A 16,204-nucleotide genomic window follows, 5' to 3' on the forward strand; every position below is an offset into this window, starting at 1 on the left:
CTTGGCGCGTCCCTCACTTTGGCTGGGCGGCGGGCAGGCCGCTGCGCTCGCTGGGCTCCAGCGCGCGGTAGGTGCGCGCGGTGGCGTCCATCGTCAGGCGGTTGTCCTTGCCGCCGCCCGGGTTGAGGGAAATGTCGCTGATGGTGACGATGCGCGACAGCTGGGCGACGTCGTTGACGAAGGCGGCGAGGTCGTTGTAGCTGCCGGACAGGCGGATGCTGATCGGCACCTCGGCCATTTCGGCGGAGCGCGATTCGCTGCCGGGCTTGAACAGCTCGAACTGCAGGCCGCGCCCCAGTCCGGCCTGGTTGATTTCGGTCAGCAGGGTGTCCATGTCCGATTTGGTGGGCAGTTGCTTGAGCAGCGCGCCGAAGGAGGCGTCGATCTCGCGCAACTGCTGCTGCAGCGCGTCCAGGTTCACCGCCTGGCGTTTCTTGTCGACGAAGGTCTGCTTGAGCTGGGCCTCTTGCAGGCGGGCCTGGTTCAAATGGTCTAGCTGATCGCCCAGCACGAAGAAATAGCCCAGCCCGGCCACCAGCAGCGTCAGGATGGCCAGCATCAGCGCCTGCGCCTGCAGCGGCCAGTTGGCCATGTCCTTGGGGTCGAGTCCGCGCAGTTCGTCCAGCGTCATGGCTTGGCTCCTTGCGGACCGCCCGCGGGCGCCTGGCGCAGGCTGGCGTTGAGGGTGAAGGCGCTGACGCGCTGGTTGTTGACGATGGACGATGACACCTCGACCAGCACCGGCGCCTCGAAGGTTTCCGATTGCCCGAGCATGCGCATGTAGCTGGACACCCGCGCGCCGGACTGCGCGAAGCCGGTCAGCACGATCTGGTTGCCGTTCTGGCGGAAGCTGCGCAGGTAGACGCCGTCGGGCGTCTGGCGCACCAGCTGGTCGAACAGGTGCACCGCCTCGTTGCGGCCCTCCTGCAGCCGCTCCACCAGCTGTTTGCGCGCCAGCAGGTCGTCGCGCTGCTTCTTCAGCTTGCCGATGTCCTTGATCTGGCCGTCCAGCCGGCCGATTTCCGCCTGCAGGTAGCGGTTGCGCTGCTCCTGGCGCGACAGCTGGTGCTCAAGCACCAGGTAGGCGATGCCCACCAGCAGCAGCGCCGATACGGCGGTGCCGGCCAGCAGCAGCTGGAAGCGCAGCCGGTGCGCGGCCTTGCGCTGCTCGCGGTGGGGGAGGAGGTTGATCCGTATCATTCAGTCGAACCTCCTGAGGGCCAGCCCGCAGGCGATCAGCAGCGCCGGCGCATCCATCAGCAGCTCTTTCAGGCGGATGGCGCTCGATTGCACCATGGTGGTGAAGGGGTTGGCGATCATGGTGCTGATCTGGGTGCGGCCGGCCACCGCGTCGTCCAGGCCGGGCAGCATGCTGCAGCCGCCGGCCAGCAGGATGTAGTCGACGCGCAGGTATTGCGACACGCTGACGGTGGTGTAGAAAAACTGCAGCGCGCGCTGGATTTCCTGTGCCAGCGAATCGATGAACGGGTGCATCAGCTCCGATTCGTAGCCGTCGGGCATCGCCATGCTGCGCTTGCCGCTTTCCGCCTCCTCGAAGCTGATGTTGTAGCGGCGCTGGATGTCGCGCGTCAGCTGGTGGCCGCCGAACATCTGCTCGCGGTAGTAGATCTGCTGGCCGTTGCGGATGATGTTGCAGTGGATGCGGGTGGCGCCGATGTCGAACATGGCGAAAGTCTGATTCATGCCCTGGTCGGGCAGCTGGTGCTGGATCTGCTCGAACGCCGTCATCATCGCGAATGACTCCACGTCCACCACCAGGGCGCGCAGGCCGGCCATCTCCACCACCGCCACGCGCTCCTCGACCTTTTCCTTGCGCGCCGCGCACAGCAGGACTTCGAGGTCGTCGATGCTGGACGGGGAGGGGCCCAGCACCTGGTGGTCCAGGTTCACTTCGTCGAGGGGGAAGGGGATGATCTGGTTGGCTTCGGACTCTATCATCTGGTCCAGCTCTTCGGTCTGGCTGACCGGCACCAGCAGCTTCTTGTAAATGGCCATCGGAGTGGGAATGGCGATGGCGACGCTGCGGATCGGGCTGCCCAGACGTTTCCAGGCGCGGCGCAGCGCTTCGGCGATGCCGTCAATTTCCACCAGGTTGCCGTCGTTGACCGCCTCCTTGGGCAGCGGCTCGATCACGTAGCGCTCCACCTGGTAATTCTTGCCGTTGCGCGACAGCTCCACCAGCTTGACCGCCGTGCTGCTGATGTCCAGGCCAAGCAGGGAAGCGTTGCGGGATTGCCCCAGTCCCAGTTGTTCGAGCAATGGACGCCCGAGCCTCAATTTATCGACTAGCATCTGCGCCTCAATCCGGTCTTGTGCAACAGATTTTCGCACTGTCGCCGCCATTGTTTGTCTTGTTGGCTTTCACAAGACGTTATAATCCTGTTTCCAGTGAAAGCCCATCGTAAATATGCTCAGACGATTTCTTGCAATAATGGCAGGCGTGTTTCTAGGTGGTGTGGTGCTGCTGGCGGGAGCCGCCGCAATTGCCATCATCATAACTTATCCGCGCCTGCAAAGCCTTGATGTAATCACCGATTACCGTCCGAAAATCCCGCTCCGGGTGTATTCGGCCGATAATCAGCTGCTGGGCGAGTTCGGCGAGGAGCGGCGATCCTTTTCCCGCATCCACGAAGTCCCGCAGCTGATGAAGCAGGCCGTGCTGGCCGCCGAGGACGAGCGTTTCTACCAGCACAGCGGCATCGACTACCTGGGAATCATGCGCGCGGCGGTCGGCAATCTGGTGTCCGGCCACGCCCGCTCCGGCGCCAGCACCATCACCATGCAGGTGGCGAAGAACTTCTTCCTGTCCAGCGAGAAAACCTTCACCCGCAAGTTCAACGAGGCGCTGCTGGCGTTCAAGATCGAGCACACGCTGAGCAAGGACCAGATCCTCGAGCTGTACTTCAACCAGATCTACCTGGGGCAGCGCGCCTACGGCTTCGCCGCGGCGGCGCAGGCCTATTACGGCAAGCCGATCAACGAGCTCAGCGTCGCGCAGATGGCGATGCTGGCGGGCCTGCCGAAGGCGCCGTCGGCCTACAACCCCATCGTCAACCCCGAGCGCGCCAAGCTGCGCCAGCAATACGTGCTGCGCCGCATGCGCGAGCTCAACTTCATCACCCAGGCGCAGTACGACGAGGCGCTGAACGAGCCGCTGAAACTGGCCAGCCAGGCCGCCGATACCAGCCAGCCGGGCCAGTATGTTGCGGAAATGGTACGCCAGGCGATGTACGAGCGTTACAAGGAAGCGGCTTACACCGAGGGCTTCAAGGTTTACACCACGCTGGACAGCCGCCACCAGAAATGGGCCTATGACGCCTTGCGCGCCGGCCTGGTTGATTACGACCGCAAGATGGGCTATCGCGGCCCGGAAAGCACCATCGACCTGCCCAGCGGCGACGGCGAGGACCTGACCGAGGCGCTGGACGAGGCGATGGGCGATTTGCGCGACAGCGGCGACATGCTGCCGGCCATCGTGCTGTCGGCCAGCCCGTCGGAAATCCAGGCCTATATGCGCGGCGGCAAGACCATCTCCATCAAGGGCGCTGGCCTTGAATTCGCCCGCCGCGCGCTGAGCGGCAAGGCGTCGCAGCAGCTGCAGATCCGCCGCGGCTCGGTGATCCGCGTGTCGGCCAATGCCAAGGGCTATTGGGAAGTGGTGCAGATGCCGGAAGTGGAAGGCGCTTTCGTGTCGCTGGATACCCATACCGGCGCGATCAAATCGCTGGTGGGCGGCTTTGATTTCAACCGCCGCAGCTTCAATCACGTGACCCAGGCTTGGCGCCAGCCCGGCTCGTCGTTCAAGCCGTTCATCTATTCGTCCGGCATCGAGCGCGGCATCACGCCTTCCACCATGATCAACGACGCGCCGCTGTCGGTGCCCGGCATCAACGGCCAGAACTGGGAGCCCAAGAACGATGACGGCAAGTTCTCCGGCCTGATCACCCTGCGCCGCGGCCTGACCCAGTCGAAAAACCTGGTGTCGGTGCGGGTGCTGATGGCCGTGGGCACCGATTACGCGCAGCAATACATCCAGCGCTTCGGCTTCTCTGCCAAGCAGCATCCGGCCTACTTGCCGATGGCGCTGGGCGCGGGCTCGGTGACGCCGCTGCAGATGGTGGAGGGCTATTCGGTGTTCGCCAACGGCGGCTATCGCACCAAGGCTTACTTCATCGACCGCATTGAAGACCAGTCCGGCCGCGTGCTGGCCAAGACCGTGCCCACGGTGGCCGGCCAGAACGCCCAGCAGGCGATCGATCCGCGCAACGCCTTCATCATGCGTTCGATGATGGGGGACGTGGTGCGTTACGGCACCGGCTACCGCGCGATGAGCCTGGGCCGCACCGACCTGGCCGGCAAGACCGGCACCACCTCGGACTGGAAAGACGCCTGGTTCGTCGGCTTCAACCCCAACCTGGTGGCTGCCACCTGGGTGGGCTTCGACCAGCCGCGCTCGCTGGGCCGTTACGGCTATGGCGGCTCCGCGGCCTTGCCGATCTGGATCAACTACATGGGCAACGCGCTGAAGGGCCAGCCTGAAGTCGAGCTGCCGGTGCCGCAGGGCATCGTGGTGAAGCCGGGCGCCGGTCAGCGCGGCGGCGACGAGTACTACTACCAAGAGTTCCAGAAGACCAATCCGGAGCTGCACATCGACAACCAGGGCACGGTGCCGGGCAGCGGCGACGACGCCAGCGCGCCGGCCGCCGACGACAAGCCGGCGGCCCAGGACGCGGTGGAAAACGTCAAGGACCAGCTGTTCTAATCAACGGCCCAGTTGAAGACAAGCCCCGGCGCAGAGCGATCGCGCCGGGGCTTTTTCATGCCGGGGTTTCCCGGTCATTCCATCGAGCAGACGCGCAGGCTGGCTTCGCGACTCAGCGCGCGCTGGATATCCGCCGGGTGCAGCACGTCGTTTTCTATGCCGCGCCGGATCAGCGACATCAGGTAGCTCCTGCCGAAGATGGGCGAGCCCTCCCATTCGCTGCCTTGCTGACCCAGCATGGTGGGCAGGGTGATCAGGACCTTTTCTCCATTGATGACGTCTACCGCGAATTCATCTTCATGAATGCATTCAGTCAGGTTTGGGTTGTGCATGGCGAAGCAACCTCGGAGTGGCGACAACGTTTGGGATAAAAAATTTCGACTGCAATTATGGAAATCGCGCGACAAACATTTTATTGTCCCGCTTGATATTATATTATCATTTTTTCTTAGGCAGTAAACAGGCGCGCCGTGCCGAAATAGTTTTTATTAGTTTCTTTCTTGTTTGAATTAATTAAGAATTTTTTATCTCACTTAGTACTTTATGCTGGCGGATTTGTATTTGCAATGAGAGTTTCGCCGCTTTATATTTGGCGGCCTGATCGGCCGCGCCATCGCGTCGCGGCAAGGGTTCGCGGGAGGGGTGGCGGTTTCTGTCAACGCTTTGGGATGAGCGAATGGTGAAGGGAGTGGAAAAGGCGCTGCCGGCGAATGATGACCCGTTGGCGGTCATCTCTGGCAATTTGGCCAGCCTGATGCAAAGGCATGGCGTGGATGCCGTGCGGCTGAGCGATGAGACCGGCCTGGGCATTGCCACCATCAACAATTTGCGGCGAGGCGTCGGCAATCCTACCTTGTCCACGCTGGTCGAGTTGGCGCGCTATTTCCAGGTCAGCATCGGCGAATTGGCGGCATCCGGCGCCAAGCAGTCGGCGCTGCCGCGGCAGGCGGTTTTTTCCATGCCCTTGGTCGGCATCGGCCATGTCGGCGATTTCATCGAAACCGGTATCGCCGACCAAGGAGATTATTGCGCGGAGGTTGTCGGCTATGCCGAGCGGCCGCTATTCGCGGTATTGGTCAATAACGACACGCTGTACCCGCATTACGCGCAGGGCACGGTTTTCGTGATGGTGCGGGAGAGCCGGCCGCAGGATGGCGATATCGTGCTGGTGACGATAGGCGCCAACTCTCCCTGTCTGCGCCGGGTGTATGTCGAAGAGGATTTTTTGCTGTTTTCGTCGATATCGCCACAGAACGATGTGGCGCCGTCGCTTTATAAAAACTATCAGGTGCTGGCCGTGGTGTTGAAAGCCATCAAAACCTTGTCTGGAGGCGTGCGTTGAACGAGTTTCGCTTGTATGGATTGATAGTTGGTTTGACTGTCACCATCATGATTATCTGTGATTCGCTGGTGTACAAAACCGTAGATGTCTTCAGCCTGAAAATCACCGCCAGCGGCATCGTGTTTTCGCTGTGCTATTTGTTGTCCACCATTTCCACCGAGGTGTACGGCTACAAGCTGGGCGGCCGCACGGTTTGGATCATCGTGATTTGCCAGACCCTGTTCGTGTTGATTCTCAACGCTTTCGCGCTGATCCAGCCGGACAACAACGCCATCTCCAAGCAGTATTACCAGCTATTCCACGAATTCTGGCGCGTGATGGTGGGCACCTGGATTTCGGTGCCGGCTTCCTATTTCTGCAATGGCTTCATCGTTTCGCGGATGAAGATATTTTTTGCCGGCCGCTTCTTCTTCGCCCGTTACCTGATCGCCTCGATGCTGGCGCAGGCTGTGCTGCTGCTCACCGCCTATCCTATCAGCCTGTCTTCCAAGTACAGCGGCCATGAGCTGGTCAACATCATCGCCACCACCTGGTCGTACAAGGTGGTGATGTCGGTGTTGCTGCTGCCGCTGGGCTACTATCTGGTGTCGGTGATCAAGAAGATAGAGCGCACCGATTATTTCGATTGGGAAGTTTCCTACAATCCGCTGACGGTGTTCCGCGATAGCGACGGCGCCATTGAACGCAACCGTTTTGAGAGCGCCAAGGCATGAATATCCTGCAACTGACCGATCTGCATTTGTTCGCCGCGCGCGACGGCCGGTTGCTGGGCCGCGATACCTACGCGGCGCTGCAAAAGGTATTGGCCGCGGTGCGGGCGCTGGGGCCGGACGCGGTCGACGCGGTGTTTCTCACCGGCGATGTGTCGCAGGATGAGTCCGCGGCGTCGTACCGGCTGGCGGCCGAGGCGCTGGCCGGGCTCGGACGGCCGGTGTATTGGATCGCCGGCAATCACGACTGCCGCTCGACGATGGCCGAGGTGTTCGCCGGCTATCCGCTGTTGCGGCCGCTGGATGAGGTGAAGCTGGCCGGCTGGACCTTCATCGGCGTGGACAGCTGCGTGGCGGGGCTGGACGAAGGGCTGATCGGCGCCGACGAACTGGCGCGTTTGCGCGAGCGGCTGGCCGCGGTGGACGATGGCCACGCCGCCGTAGTGCTGCACCACCATCCGCTGGCGGTCGGGACGCCATTGCTGGACGACTGCATGCTGCGCCAGAGTTCGCAGTTCTGGCAGGCGGCGCGGGCCGAGCGGCTGAAGCTGGTGATCTGCGGCCATGTGCATGGCGCTCACAGTATCGATTACCGCGGCCGCATGCTGGAGGTTGGCCCGGCCACTTGTTTCCAGTGGCAGGCGGGGGCCAGCGACATCGATATCGACGACCGCCAGGGCTACCGCTTGTTCAGCTTCTCCGCGGACGGCTATCGGGTGGCCACTTCATTGGCGTGAGCGCAGCGGCACCACATTGGCCGCGGCCGCGCCGGCTTCGGCGCGGCCCTGCTCGGCCAGCGCGCGCAGTTGGCCGGACACCTTGCGGCCCTTGCTGAAGCCGGTTTCGTAGGCGATCTTGCAAATTTCGTGCGGCGGCAGGCGTTGGAACAGGTCCAGGTTGCCGCAGATGCTTTCTCCGGAATACACCTCTTCGCGGCCGTGGCTGGCGATCCGGTATTGATTGCCGCGGATGGTCTCCAGCACCTGGCATTCGCCGGCGGCTTCCTTCAGGTTGTTTTCGTACAGCGCGATGCCGATCAAATCCTTGGGATTGATGGCGGCCAGAATCTGGACATTGCCGATGATGTCCTTATGGCTCAGCTTGACGATGTCGTGGGTGCCGTATTGCTTGAAAACGTAGACGGTGCCGCCGCCTTGCCGGCCCGGCAGGATTTCGCACAGCGAGAGCTGGTAGGGCGGATTGAAGATGCCGACAATCCAATTTTTGAAATGGCGCAAGGTTTGAAAAGGCATTAGGGTTCCGCCGGTGCTGTCCGTGCAGCATGCTGCCGTTCGAGGGTTTCGCGTGTCTGTCGGGGTGGATCGGGTGAATGCGCTGTTCAGTCTGTTGTTGGCGGCGCGAACCGCTCGCAGCGCCTGTGCGCCATTATATGGCAGCGCCGGCGATACTGCCATGTCATATAAGTTGTTTGTCGGTGTGCGGCATGACGCAGGGGCGGCGAGAGGGGCTGGCCGCGCTGCGGCGGCGCGGATCCTATGCCGGGCGTTTGCCGCGCGGCGCCGGTACTGGCCTTTGTTATTAATTTCAGTGTCGGCTACTACGCCTCGCGCCGCATCGTTTAAAATGATTGGCTGCGGCAGTCATGCCGTTTTTAGTTCCGCAGGAGTCCCGATGCCTTATATCAAGATTCTGGTGGTGGCGATCTTCATCCTCTCCACCGTCTACGTTCATTTCCGCGGCCGCGTACGGCTTGGTTTTTGGCGCCAGTTGAGCGACCACTCCACCATCATGGCCCCGATCAACTGCTTCATGTATCTGTTTTCCAAGGTGCCGCCCAAACCGTATCTGCCGGTGGAGCGCTTCCCCGAGCTGCAGGCGCTGACCGCCAACTGGGAGAAGATCCGCGAAGAGGCGGTGGCGTTGTACGACCGCGGCAACATCAAGGCCTCGGACAAGTACGACGATCTGGGCTTCAATTCCTTCTTCAAGACCGGCTGGAAGCGCTTCTACCTGAAATGGTACGGCCAGGACCACCCGTCCGCGCAGGCGCTGTGCCCGTACACCACCGAGCTTTTGAAGCAGTTTCCCAATATCAAGGCGGCGATGTTCACCGCGCTGCCGCCGGGCAGCCGCCTGGTGCGCCACCGCGATCCGTTCGCCGGTTCGGTGCGCTACCACCTGGGGCTGATCACGCCCAACGACGACCGCTGCTACATCGACGTGGACGGCCAGCAATACAGCTGGCGCGACGGCGAGGCGGTGATTTTCGACGAGACCTATCTGCACTACGCGGAAAACACCACCGACCAGAACCGCATCATTCTGTTCTGCGACGTGGAGCGGCCGATGTGGTTCTGGCCGGCGCGAGTGATCAACCGCATCGTCAGCCGCGTGCTGGTGGGCGCGGCCAATGCGCCGAACGAAGCCGGCGACCGCGTCGGCGCGCTCAACCGCGCCTTCCGCTACATTCAGCAGGTGCGCCTGTTCGGCAAGAGGATCAAGGCGCAGAGCCGTTTCACCTACTATCTGCTGAAGTGGCTGATCCTGGGCGGCCCCATCGTGCTGTGGCTGTTCTGGGGCAGCTGGGGCTGATTCGGCTCAAGCCAGCGCGCCCGGCAGCGCCGCGGCGATGAAGTCCGCCAGCGCGCGCACCCGCGGCGCGCGGCGCACGTCCGGATGCATCAGCAGGTAAAGCTGCTTGTCCGGCGGCGGCGGGCTGTCCAGTTCGGCGAGCTCCGGCGCGGCGCGCGCCAGGAAGCGCGGCAGCAGCGCTACGCCCAGGCCCTGTCTCGCCGCCTGGAAATGGGTATCCAGATCGTTGCCGCGCAGCGCCACCCGGCGCGCGCCGGCGTGTTCTCCCAGCCATCGCTTCAGGGACAAGCCGGCCTGGCTGTCGTCGAAGCCGATGAACAGCCATTCGCTTGCCTCGGTTTGCCGCCAGCGCGCGGTGCCATACAGCGCGTAGCCCACCAGGGCCAGCGGCCGGGCGATCAGCTCCGGCGTGTCGGGCTCGTCCAGCCGCAGCGCCAGGTCGGCTTCGCCTTGTTCCAGCCGGGCGCGGCGCCGCTCGCCTAGCAAAGTCAGATCGATATCCGGGTAACGCTGGCGGAACGTCGTCAACAGCGGCAGCAGCACATGGTTGAGCAACTGCGGCGGCGCGGTCAGCCGCACTTGGCCGGCCAGCGCGTTCTTCGCCGAGGCCGAGCGCAGCATCCCGGCGATGCCGGTTTCCAGCGCCAAGGCCTGCGGCAGCAGGCTTTCTCCCTCCTGGGTCAACTGCCAGCCGCGCGGCAGGCGATCAAACAGCCGCAGCCCCAGCGCGGCTTCCAGCTGGCCCACCCGACGCGATATCGTGCTGTGCTCCACCCCCAAGGCCCGCGCCCCGGCCGACAGGCTGCCTTCGCGCGCCAGCGCCAGAAAATAACGCACATCGTCCCATTGCATGGCAGTCCGATCATAAATGCACAGATGTGGCCAATTTATTCGACTTATGCCGAATAAATCAAGGCGCTACACTGACGGCATCTTCATTTCACGCGAGCGGCCGATATGGACCGACTTCCCCCGCAGATGCCCGCGGTCGGCATCCTGGCCGCGCCGCCGGCCGAACTGCGCGATTTGATCCTGCCGGTGCCCACGCCCGCTGGCTGGGATGTGTTGGTCCGGGTGGACGCCGTGGCGGTGAATCCGGCCGATTGCCGCGTGCGCCGGCGCAAGGCGGATGATGGCCAGGCGGCGGTGCTCGGCTGGGACGCCGCCGGTGTGGTGGCGGCCTGCGGGGCTGAGGCGGCGGCGTGGTTCCAGCCCGGCGACTCGATATACTATGCCGGCGATGTGAACCGGCCCGGCTGCAATAGCGCCTACCAGCTGGTGGACGCGCGCCTGGCGGCGCGCCGTCTCGCCAACTGGAGCGCGGTGGAGGCCGCCGCCCTGCCTTTGACCGGGCTGACTGCCTGGGAGGCGCTGTTCGAGCACCTGGGTTATGCGCCGGACGCGCCGGCCGATGGGCGAACCTTGCTGGTGGTGGGCGGCGCCGGCGGCGTCGGCTCCATCGCCATCCAGCTGGCGCGGCTGGTGCCCGGCTTGCGGGTGGTGGCCACCGCCTCGCGCGCGGAGTCCACGGCCTGGTGCCGCCAGATGGGCGCGCATGAGGTGATCGACCATAGTCTGCCTTTGCGGCCGCAACTGGAGGCCATCGGCATCCCGGCCGTGCAATCCGTTTTGCTGCTCAATCGCCCGGATGAGCACTTCGCCGCCTTGGCCGAACTGATCGCGCCGTTCGGCCATATCGCCAATGTCGTGCCGTTTTCCCGGCCGGTCGAACTCAACGCGCTGATGCGCAAGAGCGCCAGCTTCAGCTGGAACTACATGTTCACCCGCTCCATGTTCCAGACTGCCGACATGGCGCGGCAGGGGGACATCCTGGCCCGGTTGACCGCTTTGGCGGAGGCCGGGCGGATACGCAGTACCCGGCGCGAGCACCTGGGCCAGCTTTCCGCCCGCGCGCTCGGCGACGCCCATGCCCGGCTGGAGCGGGGCGACGCCATAGGCAAATTGACCTTGTCCGGTTTTTCCAACTTTCAGGAGCCAGTATGAGCAGCATTCAGATCGTGCAGACTTTCCTCGACCACGTATTCAGCGGCCGGATGGCGGAAGCGTTGGCTTTGGTGGCGGATGACGCGGTTTTCATTCCCAGCCGGCCGCAGGCCAGCGCCAAGGTGTCCCTGTACGGCACTTACCGGGGGCAGGCCGGCGCGGCCCAGGTGTTTCAATCTTTCGCCGCCGAATTGAAGCCTGGCGAATTTGAAGTGGAGTCGGCTTTCGGCGACGGCGAGCACGCGGCGATGCACGGCCGGCTGCGGCATTACAGCGTGGCCACCGGCAAACCCTTCGCCAGCGATTGGGCGCTGATCGGCAAGGTGAGGGACGGCAAAATCGTTTTGTATCACTTCTATGAGGACACGGCCGCGCTGGAGGAGGCGCTGGCCGAGTGAGGCCGGCCTTCGAGAGAAAACCGCATGTGAGCGCCATGCGGTTTTTTTACGGCTTCGTTTAGGCCAGTTGTCCCGCCAGCTCTTCCAGCAGCGGCAGGCAGGCGCGGGCGGCGGCGCTGCGGTAGCCGTCCCGCCGGCAGAGCAGGGCGGCGGTGCGCGCGGGCAGCGCCGGCCGCATTTCCAGCGCATGCAAGGCCGGGTCTTGCCGGGCGATGGCCTCCGGCAGGATGGTGGCCATGGCGCCGCGGCGCACCGTTTCCAGGATGGCGCCTATGGTATTGGCCTCCATGGCTACGCGCGGCGCGATGCCCAGCTGGCGGAAGTGCGCGTCGATATGGCCTCGGGTGGCGAAGTCCGCGCTCAGCAGCGCCAGCGGCGCTTGTTCCAGTGCGCGCGCGTCCAACGGCGTCGCTAGCTCGCGCCAGCGGTGGCGCGGGCCGGCCACCACGCACAGCTTTTCCGCGAATAGCGGCTGGCGCTGGATTTCCGGCGCGCCTGCGGTATCGAAGGCGATGCCCAGGTCCAGCTCGTCGGCTGCCAGCGCCGCCTCCATCGCATCCTGCGTCATCTCGCGGATTTCCAGCTTCACGCCGGGGTGCCGCGCCGCATAGCGTTCCACCAGCGGTCCCAGCAGATAGCAGGTAAACGTGGGCGTCATCGCCAGCCGGAGCGCGCCGCGCGACAGGTCCGCCACCTCTTGGGTGGCGCGCTGGGCGGCCGCCAGCTCGCGCAGCGCCCGCCGCGCGTATTCCAGGTAGGCCGCGCCGGCATCGGTCGGCCGCACCGCGCGGCCGCTGCGGTCCAGCAGCGGCGCGCCCACCTGATCTTCCAATTGGCGGATCTGTTGCGACAGCGTCGGCTGCGACACGTGCAGCGCCTCGGCGGCGCGGGTGAAGTTGCCGTGTTCGGCCACGGCGACCAGATAGCGGATGTGTCTGAGTATCATGAATGAACTATAGGTTTTTCTTATTGATATGATTCTATATCAGTCTTGGACGCTATAGTCTGATCGGTTCATCCTTGCGCCATCGTTTCACCCGCCAAGGAGAACCCCCCATGCAAGCCATCATCGACGGCTTCCTCAAGTTTCAGCAGGAAGCTTTCCCCAAACGTTCCGAGCTGTTCCGCCAGCTGGCTTCCAGCCAGAGCCCCAGCGTGCTGTTCGTCACCTGCTCCGACAGCCGGGTGGTGCCGGAATTGCTGACGCAGCAGGAGCCGGGCGACCTGTTCGTGATCCGCAACGCCGGCAACATCGTGCCCGGCTACGGCCCCGAGCCGGGCGGCGTCACCGCCACGGTGGAGTACGCGGTGGCCGCGCTGGGCGTCAGCGACATCGTCATCTGCGGCCATTCCGACTGCGGCGCGATGACCGCGATTTCCCGCTGCGCCTGTCTCGACCACATGCCGGCGGTGGCCGGCTGGCTGCGCCACGCCGACGCGGCCAAGGCGGTCAACGCCGCTCGAACTCACGCCTCGGCCGAAGCCAGGCTGAGCGACATGGTCAGGGAAAACGTCATCGCTCAATTGGCCAACCTCAAAACCCACCCGGCGGTGGCCGTGGCGCTGGAGCAAGGCCGGCTGCGCCTGCACGGCTGGGTCTACGACATCGGCACCGGCAACATCGAAACGCTGGACGGCGCCGCCAAGCGCTTTGTCCCGCTGGGCGACTTTCCACATACCCGCGCCGCCTGAGCGCCATCGCACCCCGCGCCCGCCGGGCGCGCCTCACCCAAGAAAGGAAATACCATGCAGCAATCGCATACCACCCAGGACGCCCGCGTCGAACTGACCGCCCGCATCATCGCCGCCAAGGCTTTGCAGGATCTGAGCTGGGAGCAGCTGGCCGCCGGCACCGGCCTCAGCCTGGCCTATGTCACCGCCGCCCTGTTGGGGCAGCACGCGCTGCCCAAGGCCGCCGCCGACCGGGTGTGCGACAAGCTGGGCCTGGACGCGGCGGATTCCGCCAATCTGCAGGCCATTCCGCTGCGCGGCAGCATCCCGGGCGGCATTCCCACCGACCCCACCATCTACCGCTTTTACGAAATGATCCAGATCTACGGCACCACGCTGAAGGCGCTGGTCCATGAGAAACTGGGCGATGGTATCATCAGCGCCATCAACTTCCGGCTGGACATCCAGAAAGTGGCCGATCCCGAAGGCGGCGAGCGCGCGGTGATCACGCTGGACGGCAAATTCCTGCCCAACAAGCCCTATTGATCCGGCCCCCGGCGGCCGCGTTTCCGACGCGGCCGTTTTTGTTTTTCCGTTTTCCCCAAGGATGGACATGGATACCCCTTCCCCCGGCTTGAGCCGCGCCATGACGCTGCTGTTCGCGGTTTCCTGCGGCGCCGTCATCGGCAACATCTATTATTCGCAGCCGCTGCTGGCGGTCATCGCCCATGGCTTCGGCCAGCCGGCCGCCAGCCTGGGCTTCGTCGTCACCCTCACCCAGCTGGGCTATGCCTGCGGCTTGCTGCTGCTGGTGCCGCTGGGCGATGTGTCGGACCGGCGCCGGCTGATCGTGACGCTGCTGGGCAGCAGCGCGCTAGCCTTGCTGGCGGTGGCGCTGAGCCCGGGCCTCGCCTGGTTCGCGGCGGCCTGCGTGGCGCTGGGCCTGTGCACTTGCGCCGCGCAGCTATTGGTGCCGTTCGCCGCCTCGCTGGCGGCGGAGCGCGAGCGCGGCCGGGTGGTGGGCACGGTGATGAGCGGTCTGCTGCTGGGCATTCTGCTGGCGCGCACCTTCGCCGGCCTGGTGGCCCAGCTGGGCGGCTGGCGGCTGGTGTACTGGCTGGCCGCCGCGGTGGTGCTGCTGTTCACCGTGATTCTGGCGCGGGCGCTGCCCCGCGACGGCGGCAAGCCGCCGCTGCGCTACCGCGAACTGCTGGCCTCGCTGCTGACGCTGGCGCGCGCCCATCCGGCGCTGCGGCTGCGCGCGCTGTACGGCGCGCTGGCCTTCGCCTGCTTCAGCCTGTTCTGGACCGGCCTGACCTTTCTGCTCAGCCAGCCGTCGTACGCTTACAGCGAGGCGCAGATCGGCGCCTTCGGCCTGGTGGGGGCGGCGGGCACGCTGGCGGCCAGCGGCGCCGGCCGCCTGGCCGACCGCGGCCGCGGCGGGCTGGTCACGCGTTGCTGCTGCCTGGGCATTCTGTTGGCCTTCGGCCTGTTGTGGCTGGGCGGCCAATGGCTGGCGGCGCTGCTGGCCGGGGTGCTGTTGCTGGATGTATGCGTGCAGGCGCTGCACATCTCCAACCAGAGCGTGATCTACGCGCTGGCGCCGGAGGCGCGCAGCCGCATCACCACGGTTTACCTGGTCAGCTATTTCCTCGGCGGCGCGCTGGGTTCCGGCGCGGCCAGCCTGGCCTACGCCTATGCCGGCTGGCTGGGGGTGTGCCTGGTCGGCGCGGGGATCGCTTGCCTGCTGCTGGGACTGTGCCTGGCGGCGCGCCGGAACGCGCTCAGTGGCGAAGCGCGGCTGGCGGCTGGCTAGCCAGCAGGTTTTGCCAGCTGGCGGCCAGATGATCGAACACGCAGCGTATGCGCGCGTTTTGCCGCAGTTCGCGGTGGCAGGCCAGCCACACCGGCATCATGCCTTGCGCCAGCTCGGGCAGCACCGGCCGCATGCCGGGGAAGCGGCTGGCGGTGGCCGCCGGCGCGAAAGCGACGCCGGCGCCGGCCAGCGCCAGCTGCCAGCCTACCACCTGGTTGTCGCAGCGCAGCGCGAAGAAGTCGCGATCCACGTCGAAACCGGCTTCCCGCATCCGCCGCAGCAGGAAATCGGAACGGTCCATGCCTATCCAGTCGTAGTCCTGCAGCCGTTTGAGCGGCGGGTGCCGCGCCAGGTAGCTGTCGTGCGCCCAGGCCTGGATTTTCAGCTCTCCCAGCTGGCGGGCGATCAGCGCGCCCTGCGCCGGCCTGGCATGGCGGATGGCGATGTCCGCCTCCCGCTCCAATAGGTTGTCGAGGCCGTTGTTGACCACGATGTCGATGGCGATCTGCGGGTAGTCGCGCCGCAGCGCGCTCAGCATGTCGGGCAGCAGGTAGGCGGCGGTCATCTCGCTGGCGGCGACGCGCACCGTGCCCGGCAGCAATTGCCGGCCTTGTTCCGCGGCGGTGGCCACCTCCGCCGCCGCCGCGCGCATGGCGCGGGCCGGCGCCAGCAGCGCTTCGCCCGCCTGCGTCAGCCGCAGGCCGCGCGGGCTGCGTTCGAACAGGCTCACGCCCATGGCGGCTTCCAGCGCCGCCACTTGCCGGCTCAGCGTGGGCTGGCTTTGCCGGGTCTTGTCGGCCGCCGCGCTGAGCGAGCCGGCTTCCGCCGCCGCCAGGAAGGCTTGCACCAGATTCCAGTCCATGATTCAGTCATTCAAAAATGCATATCCAGTATCCCATTATGCGTCTTCCTCGCCCTGGCCGGAAG

18 protein-coding genes are annotated in these 16,204 nt (G+C 64.9%); 10 read left to right on the top strand and 8 right to left on the bottom strand.

Annotated features, from left to right (window positions below):
- Positions 1 to 13: 13 nt before the first annotated feature.
- Genes U6115_RS03925 through U6115_RS03935 form a run of 3 tightly spaced genes read right to left on the bottom strand, consistent with a single transcriptional unit; the run spans position 14 to position 2,280 of the window.
- A complete protein-coding gene (locus tag U6115_RS03925; protein WP_043576965.1) occupies positions 14 to 631 on the bottom strand; it encodes a type IV pilus inner membrane component PilO in 618 nt (205 codons plus the stop codon).
- Complete coding sequence (locus U6115_RS03930; protein WP_043576967.1) at positions 628 to 1,200, bottom strand: PilN domain-containing protein; 573 nt, start codon at positions 1,198 to 1,200, stop codon at positions 628 to 630. The genes U6115_RS03925 and U6115_RS03930 overlap by 4 nt, the downstream gene beginning before the upstream one ends.
- Positions 1,201 to 2,280 carry a pilus assembly protein PilM gene (locus U6115_RS03935; protein WP_230623395.1) on the bottom strand — a complete coding sequence of 360 codons (1,080 nt, stop codon included), beginning with the start codon at positions 2,278 to 2,280 and terminating at the stop codon, positions 1,201 to 1,203.
- Positions 2,281 to 2,452: 172 nt separating this feature from the next.
- Here U6115_RS03935 and U6115_RS03940 point away from each other — a divergent pair, with 172 nt between their 5' ends.
- Entirely contained in the window at positions 2,453 to 4,783 is a 2,331-nt protein-coding gene (locus U6115_RS03940; RefSeq protein ID WP_230623396.1) for a penicillin-binding protein 1A, read from the top strand.
- A gap of 74 nt (positions 4,784 to 4,857) precedes the next feature.
- Here U6115_RS03940 and U6115_RS03945 read toward each other — a convergent pair whose 3' ends face one another.
- Positions 4,858 to 5,115: a hypothetical protein gene (locus U6115_RS03945; protein ID WP_043576972.1), complete on the bottom strand. Its 258-nt coding sequence runs from the start codon at positions 5,113 to 5,115 to the stop codon at positions 4,858 to 4,860.
- 344 nt (positions 5,116 to 5,459) lie between these two features.
- On the opposite strand from U6115_RS03945, the gene U6115_RS03950 reads away from it, so the two are divergent.
- The 3 genes from U6115_RS03950 to U6115_RS03960 are packed head-to-tail and all read left to right on the top strand — an operon-like array spanning position 5,460 to position 7,572.
- A complete protein-coding gene (locus tag U6115_RS03950) occupies positions 5,460 to 6,125 on the top strand; it encodes a helix-turn-helix domain-containing protein (RefSeq protein WP_052258124.1) in 666 nt (221 codons plus the stop codon).
- 47 nt (positions 6,126 to 6,172) lie between these two features.
- Complete coding sequence (locus tag U6115_RS03955; protein ID WP_059184293.1) at positions 6,173 to 6,838, top strand: VUT family protein; 666 nt, start codon at positions 6,173 to 6,175, stop codon at positions 6,836 to 6,838.
- Positions 6,835 to 7,572, top strand: coding sequence for a metallophosphoesterase (locus U6115_RS03960; RefSeq protein WP_043576974.1), 738 nt, complete (start codon positions 6,835 to 6,837; stop codon positions 7,570 to 7,572). Before U6115_RS03955 ends, U6115_RS03960 begins: the two co-directional genes overlap by 4 nt.
- Here the strand turns inward: U6115_RS03960 and U6115_RS03965 are convergent.
- Positions 7,561 to 8,088 (bottom strand): hypothetical protein, encoded by a 528-nt coding sequence (locus U6115_RS03965; RefSeq protein ID WP_043576976.1) that lies wholly within the window; start codon positions 8,086 to 8,088, stop codon positions 7,561 to 7,563. The genes U6115_RS03960 and U6115_RS03965 overlap by 12 nt on opposite strands.
- Positions 8,089 to 8,467: 379 nt before the next feature.
- On the opposite strand from U6115_RS03965, the gene lpxO reads away from it, so the two are divergent.
- On the top strand, positions 8,468 to 9,388 hold the full coding sequence (gene lpxO / locus U6115_RS03970) for a lipid A hydroxylase LpxO (RefSeq protein WP_197466000.1): 921 nt from the start codon (positions 8,468 to 8,470) through the stop codon (positions 9,386 to 9,388).
- Between the two features lie 6 nt (positions 9,389 to 9,394).
- Here lpxO and U6115_RS03975 read toward each other — a convergent pair whose 3' ends face one another.
- The gene (locus tag U6115_RS03975; RefSeq protein ID WP_043576978.1) at positions 9,395 to 10,240 is read right to left on the bottom strand and encodes a LysR family transcriptional regulator; all 846 of its coding nucleotides are present in this window, start codon (positions 10,238 to 10,240) and stop codon (positions 9,395 to 9,397) included.
- A 105-nt stretch (positions 10,241 to 10,345) separates the two neighbouring features.
- Here U6115_RS03975 and U6115_RS03980 point away from each other — a divergent pair, with 105 nt between their 5' ends.
- Together U6115_RS03980 and U6115_RS03985 are read left to right on the top strand one after the other, a co-directional pair.
- Entirely contained in the window at positions 10,346 to 11,392 is a 1,047-nt protein-coding gene (locus U6115_RS03980) for a zinc-binding alcohol dehydrogenase family protein (protein ID WP_230623397.1), read from the top strand.
- Positions 11,389 to 11,790 (top strand): nuclear transport factor 2 family protein, encoded by a 402-nt coding sequence (locus U6115_RS03985; protein ID WP_052258126.1) that lies wholly within the window; start codon positions 11,389 to 11,391, stop codon positions 11,788 to 11,790. The genes U6115_RS03980 and U6115_RS03985 overlap by 4 nt, the downstream gene beginning before the upstream one ends.
- A gap of 58 nt (positions 11,791 to 11,848) precedes the next feature.
- Here U6115_RS03985 and cynR read toward each other — a convergent pair whose 3' ends face one another.
- Positions 11,849 to 12,736: a transcriptional regulator CynR gene (gene cynR, locus U6115_RS03990; protein WP_043576981.1), complete on the bottom strand. Its 888-nt coding sequence runs from the start codon at positions 12,734 to 12,736 to the stop codon at positions 11,849 to 11,851.
- A gap of 110 nt (positions 12,737 to 12,846) precedes the next feature.
- Here cynR and U6115_RS03995 point away from each other — a divergent pair, with 110 nt between their 5' ends.
- From U6115_RS03995 to U6115_RS04005, 3 genes are all read left to right on the top strand, one after another.
- On the top strand, positions 12,847 to 13,482 hold the full coding sequence (locus U6115_RS03995; RefSeq protein ID WP_043576983.1) for a carbonic anhydrase: 636 nt from the start codon (positions 12,847 to 12,849) through the stop codon (positions 13,480 to 13,482).
- A 54-nt stretch (positions 13,483 to 13,536) separates the two neighbouring features.
- Positions 13,537 to 14,007, top strand: coding sequence for a cyanase (gene cynS, locus U6115_RS04000; protein WP_043576986.1), 471 nt, complete (start codon positions 13,537 to 13,539; stop codon positions 14,005 to 14,007).
- 67 nt (positions 14,008 to 14,074) lie between these two features.
- Positions 14,075 to 15,277, top strand: a complete 1,203-nt coding sequence (locus U6115_RS04005; RefSeq protein ID WP_197466001.1) for an MFS transporter — start codon at positions 14,075 to 14,077, stop codon at positions 15,275 to 15,277.
- On the opposite strand, the gene U6115_RS04010 is transcribed toward U6115_RS04005, so the two are convergent.
- Positions 15,246 to 16,139 (bottom strand): LysR family transcriptional regulator, encoded by an 894-nt coding sequence (locus tag U6115_RS04010; protein ID WP_043576989.1) that lies wholly within the window; start codon positions 16,137 to 16,139, stop codon positions 15,246 to 15,248. The genes U6115_RS04005 and U6115_RS04010 overlap by 32 nt on opposite strands.
- Positions 16,140 to 16,204 lie beyond the last annotated feature (65 nt).

This window comes from Chromobacterium subtsugae, assembly GCF_035919665.1.
GTDB classification, from domain to species: Bacteria; Pseudomonadota; Gammaproteobacteria; order Burkholderiales; family Chromobacteriaceae; genus Chromobacterium; species Chromobacterium subtsugae.

Coding starts and splice junctions, on each gene's coding strand:
- U6115_RS03925 (WP_043576965.1), bottom strand. CDS start 631: ATGACGCTGGACGAACTGCGCGGACTCGACCCCAAGGACATGGCCAAC.
- U6115_RS03930 (WP_043576967.1), bottom strand. CDS start 1,200: ATGATACGGATCAACCTCCTCCCCCACCGCGAGCAGCGCAAGGCCGCG.
- U6115_RS03940 (WP_230623396.1), top strand. CDS start 2,453: ATGGCAGGCGTGTTTCTAGGTGGTGTGGTGCTGCTGGCGGGAGCCGCC.
- U6115_RS03945 (WP_043576972.1), bottom strand. CDS start 5,115: ATGCACAACCCAAACCTGACTGAATGCATTCATGAAGATGAATTCGCG.
- U6115_RS03950 (WP_052258124.1), top strand. CDS start 5,460: ATGGTGAAGGGAGTGGAAAAGGCGCTGCCGGCGAATGATGACCCGTTG.
- U6115_RS03955 (WP_059184293.1), top strand. CDS start 6,173: ATGATTATCTGTGATTCGCTGGTGTACAAAACCGTAGATGTCTTCAGC.
- U6115_RS03960 (WP_043576974.1), top strand. CDS start 6,835: ATGAATATCCTGCAACTGACCGATCTGCATTTGTTCGCCGCGCGCGAC.
- U6115_RS03965 (WP_043576976.1), bottom strand. CDS start 8,088: ATGCCTTTTCAAACCTTGCGCCATTTCAAAAATTGGATTGTCGGCATC.
- lpxO (WP_197466000.1), top strand. CDS start 8,468: ATGCCTTATATCAAGATTCTGGTGGTGGCGATCTTCATCCTCTCCACC.
- U6115_RS03975 (WP_043576978.1), bottom strand. CDS start 10,240: ATGCAATGGGACGATGTGCGTTATTTTCTGGCGCTGGCGCGCGAAGGC.
- U6115_RS03980 (WP_230623397.1), top strand. CDS start 10,346: ATGGACCGACTTCCCCCGCAGATGCCCGCGGTCGGCATCCTGGCCGCG.
- U6115_RS03985 (WP_052258126.1), top strand. CDS start 11,389: ATGAGCAGCATTCAGATCGTGCAGACTTTCCTCGACCACGTATTCAGC.
- cynR (WP_043576981.1), bottom strand. CDS start 12,736: ATGATACTCAGACACATCCGCTATCTGGTCGCCGTGGCCGAACACGGC.
- U6115_RS03995 (WP_043576983.1), top strand. CDS start 12,847: ATGCAAGCCATCATCGACGGCTTCCTCAAGTTTCAGCAGGAAGCTTTC.
- cynS (WP_043576986.1), top strand. CDS start 13,537: ATGCAGCAATCGCATACCACCCAGGACGCCCGCGTCGAACTGACCGCC.
- U6115_RS04005 (WP_197466001.1), top strand. CDS start 14,075: ATGGATACCCCTTCCCCCGGCTTGAGCCGCGCCATGACGCTGCTGTTC.
- U6115_RS04010 (WP_043576989.1), bottom strand. CDS start 16,139: ATGGACTGGAATCTGGTGCAAGCCTTCCTGGCGGCGGCGGAAGCCGGC.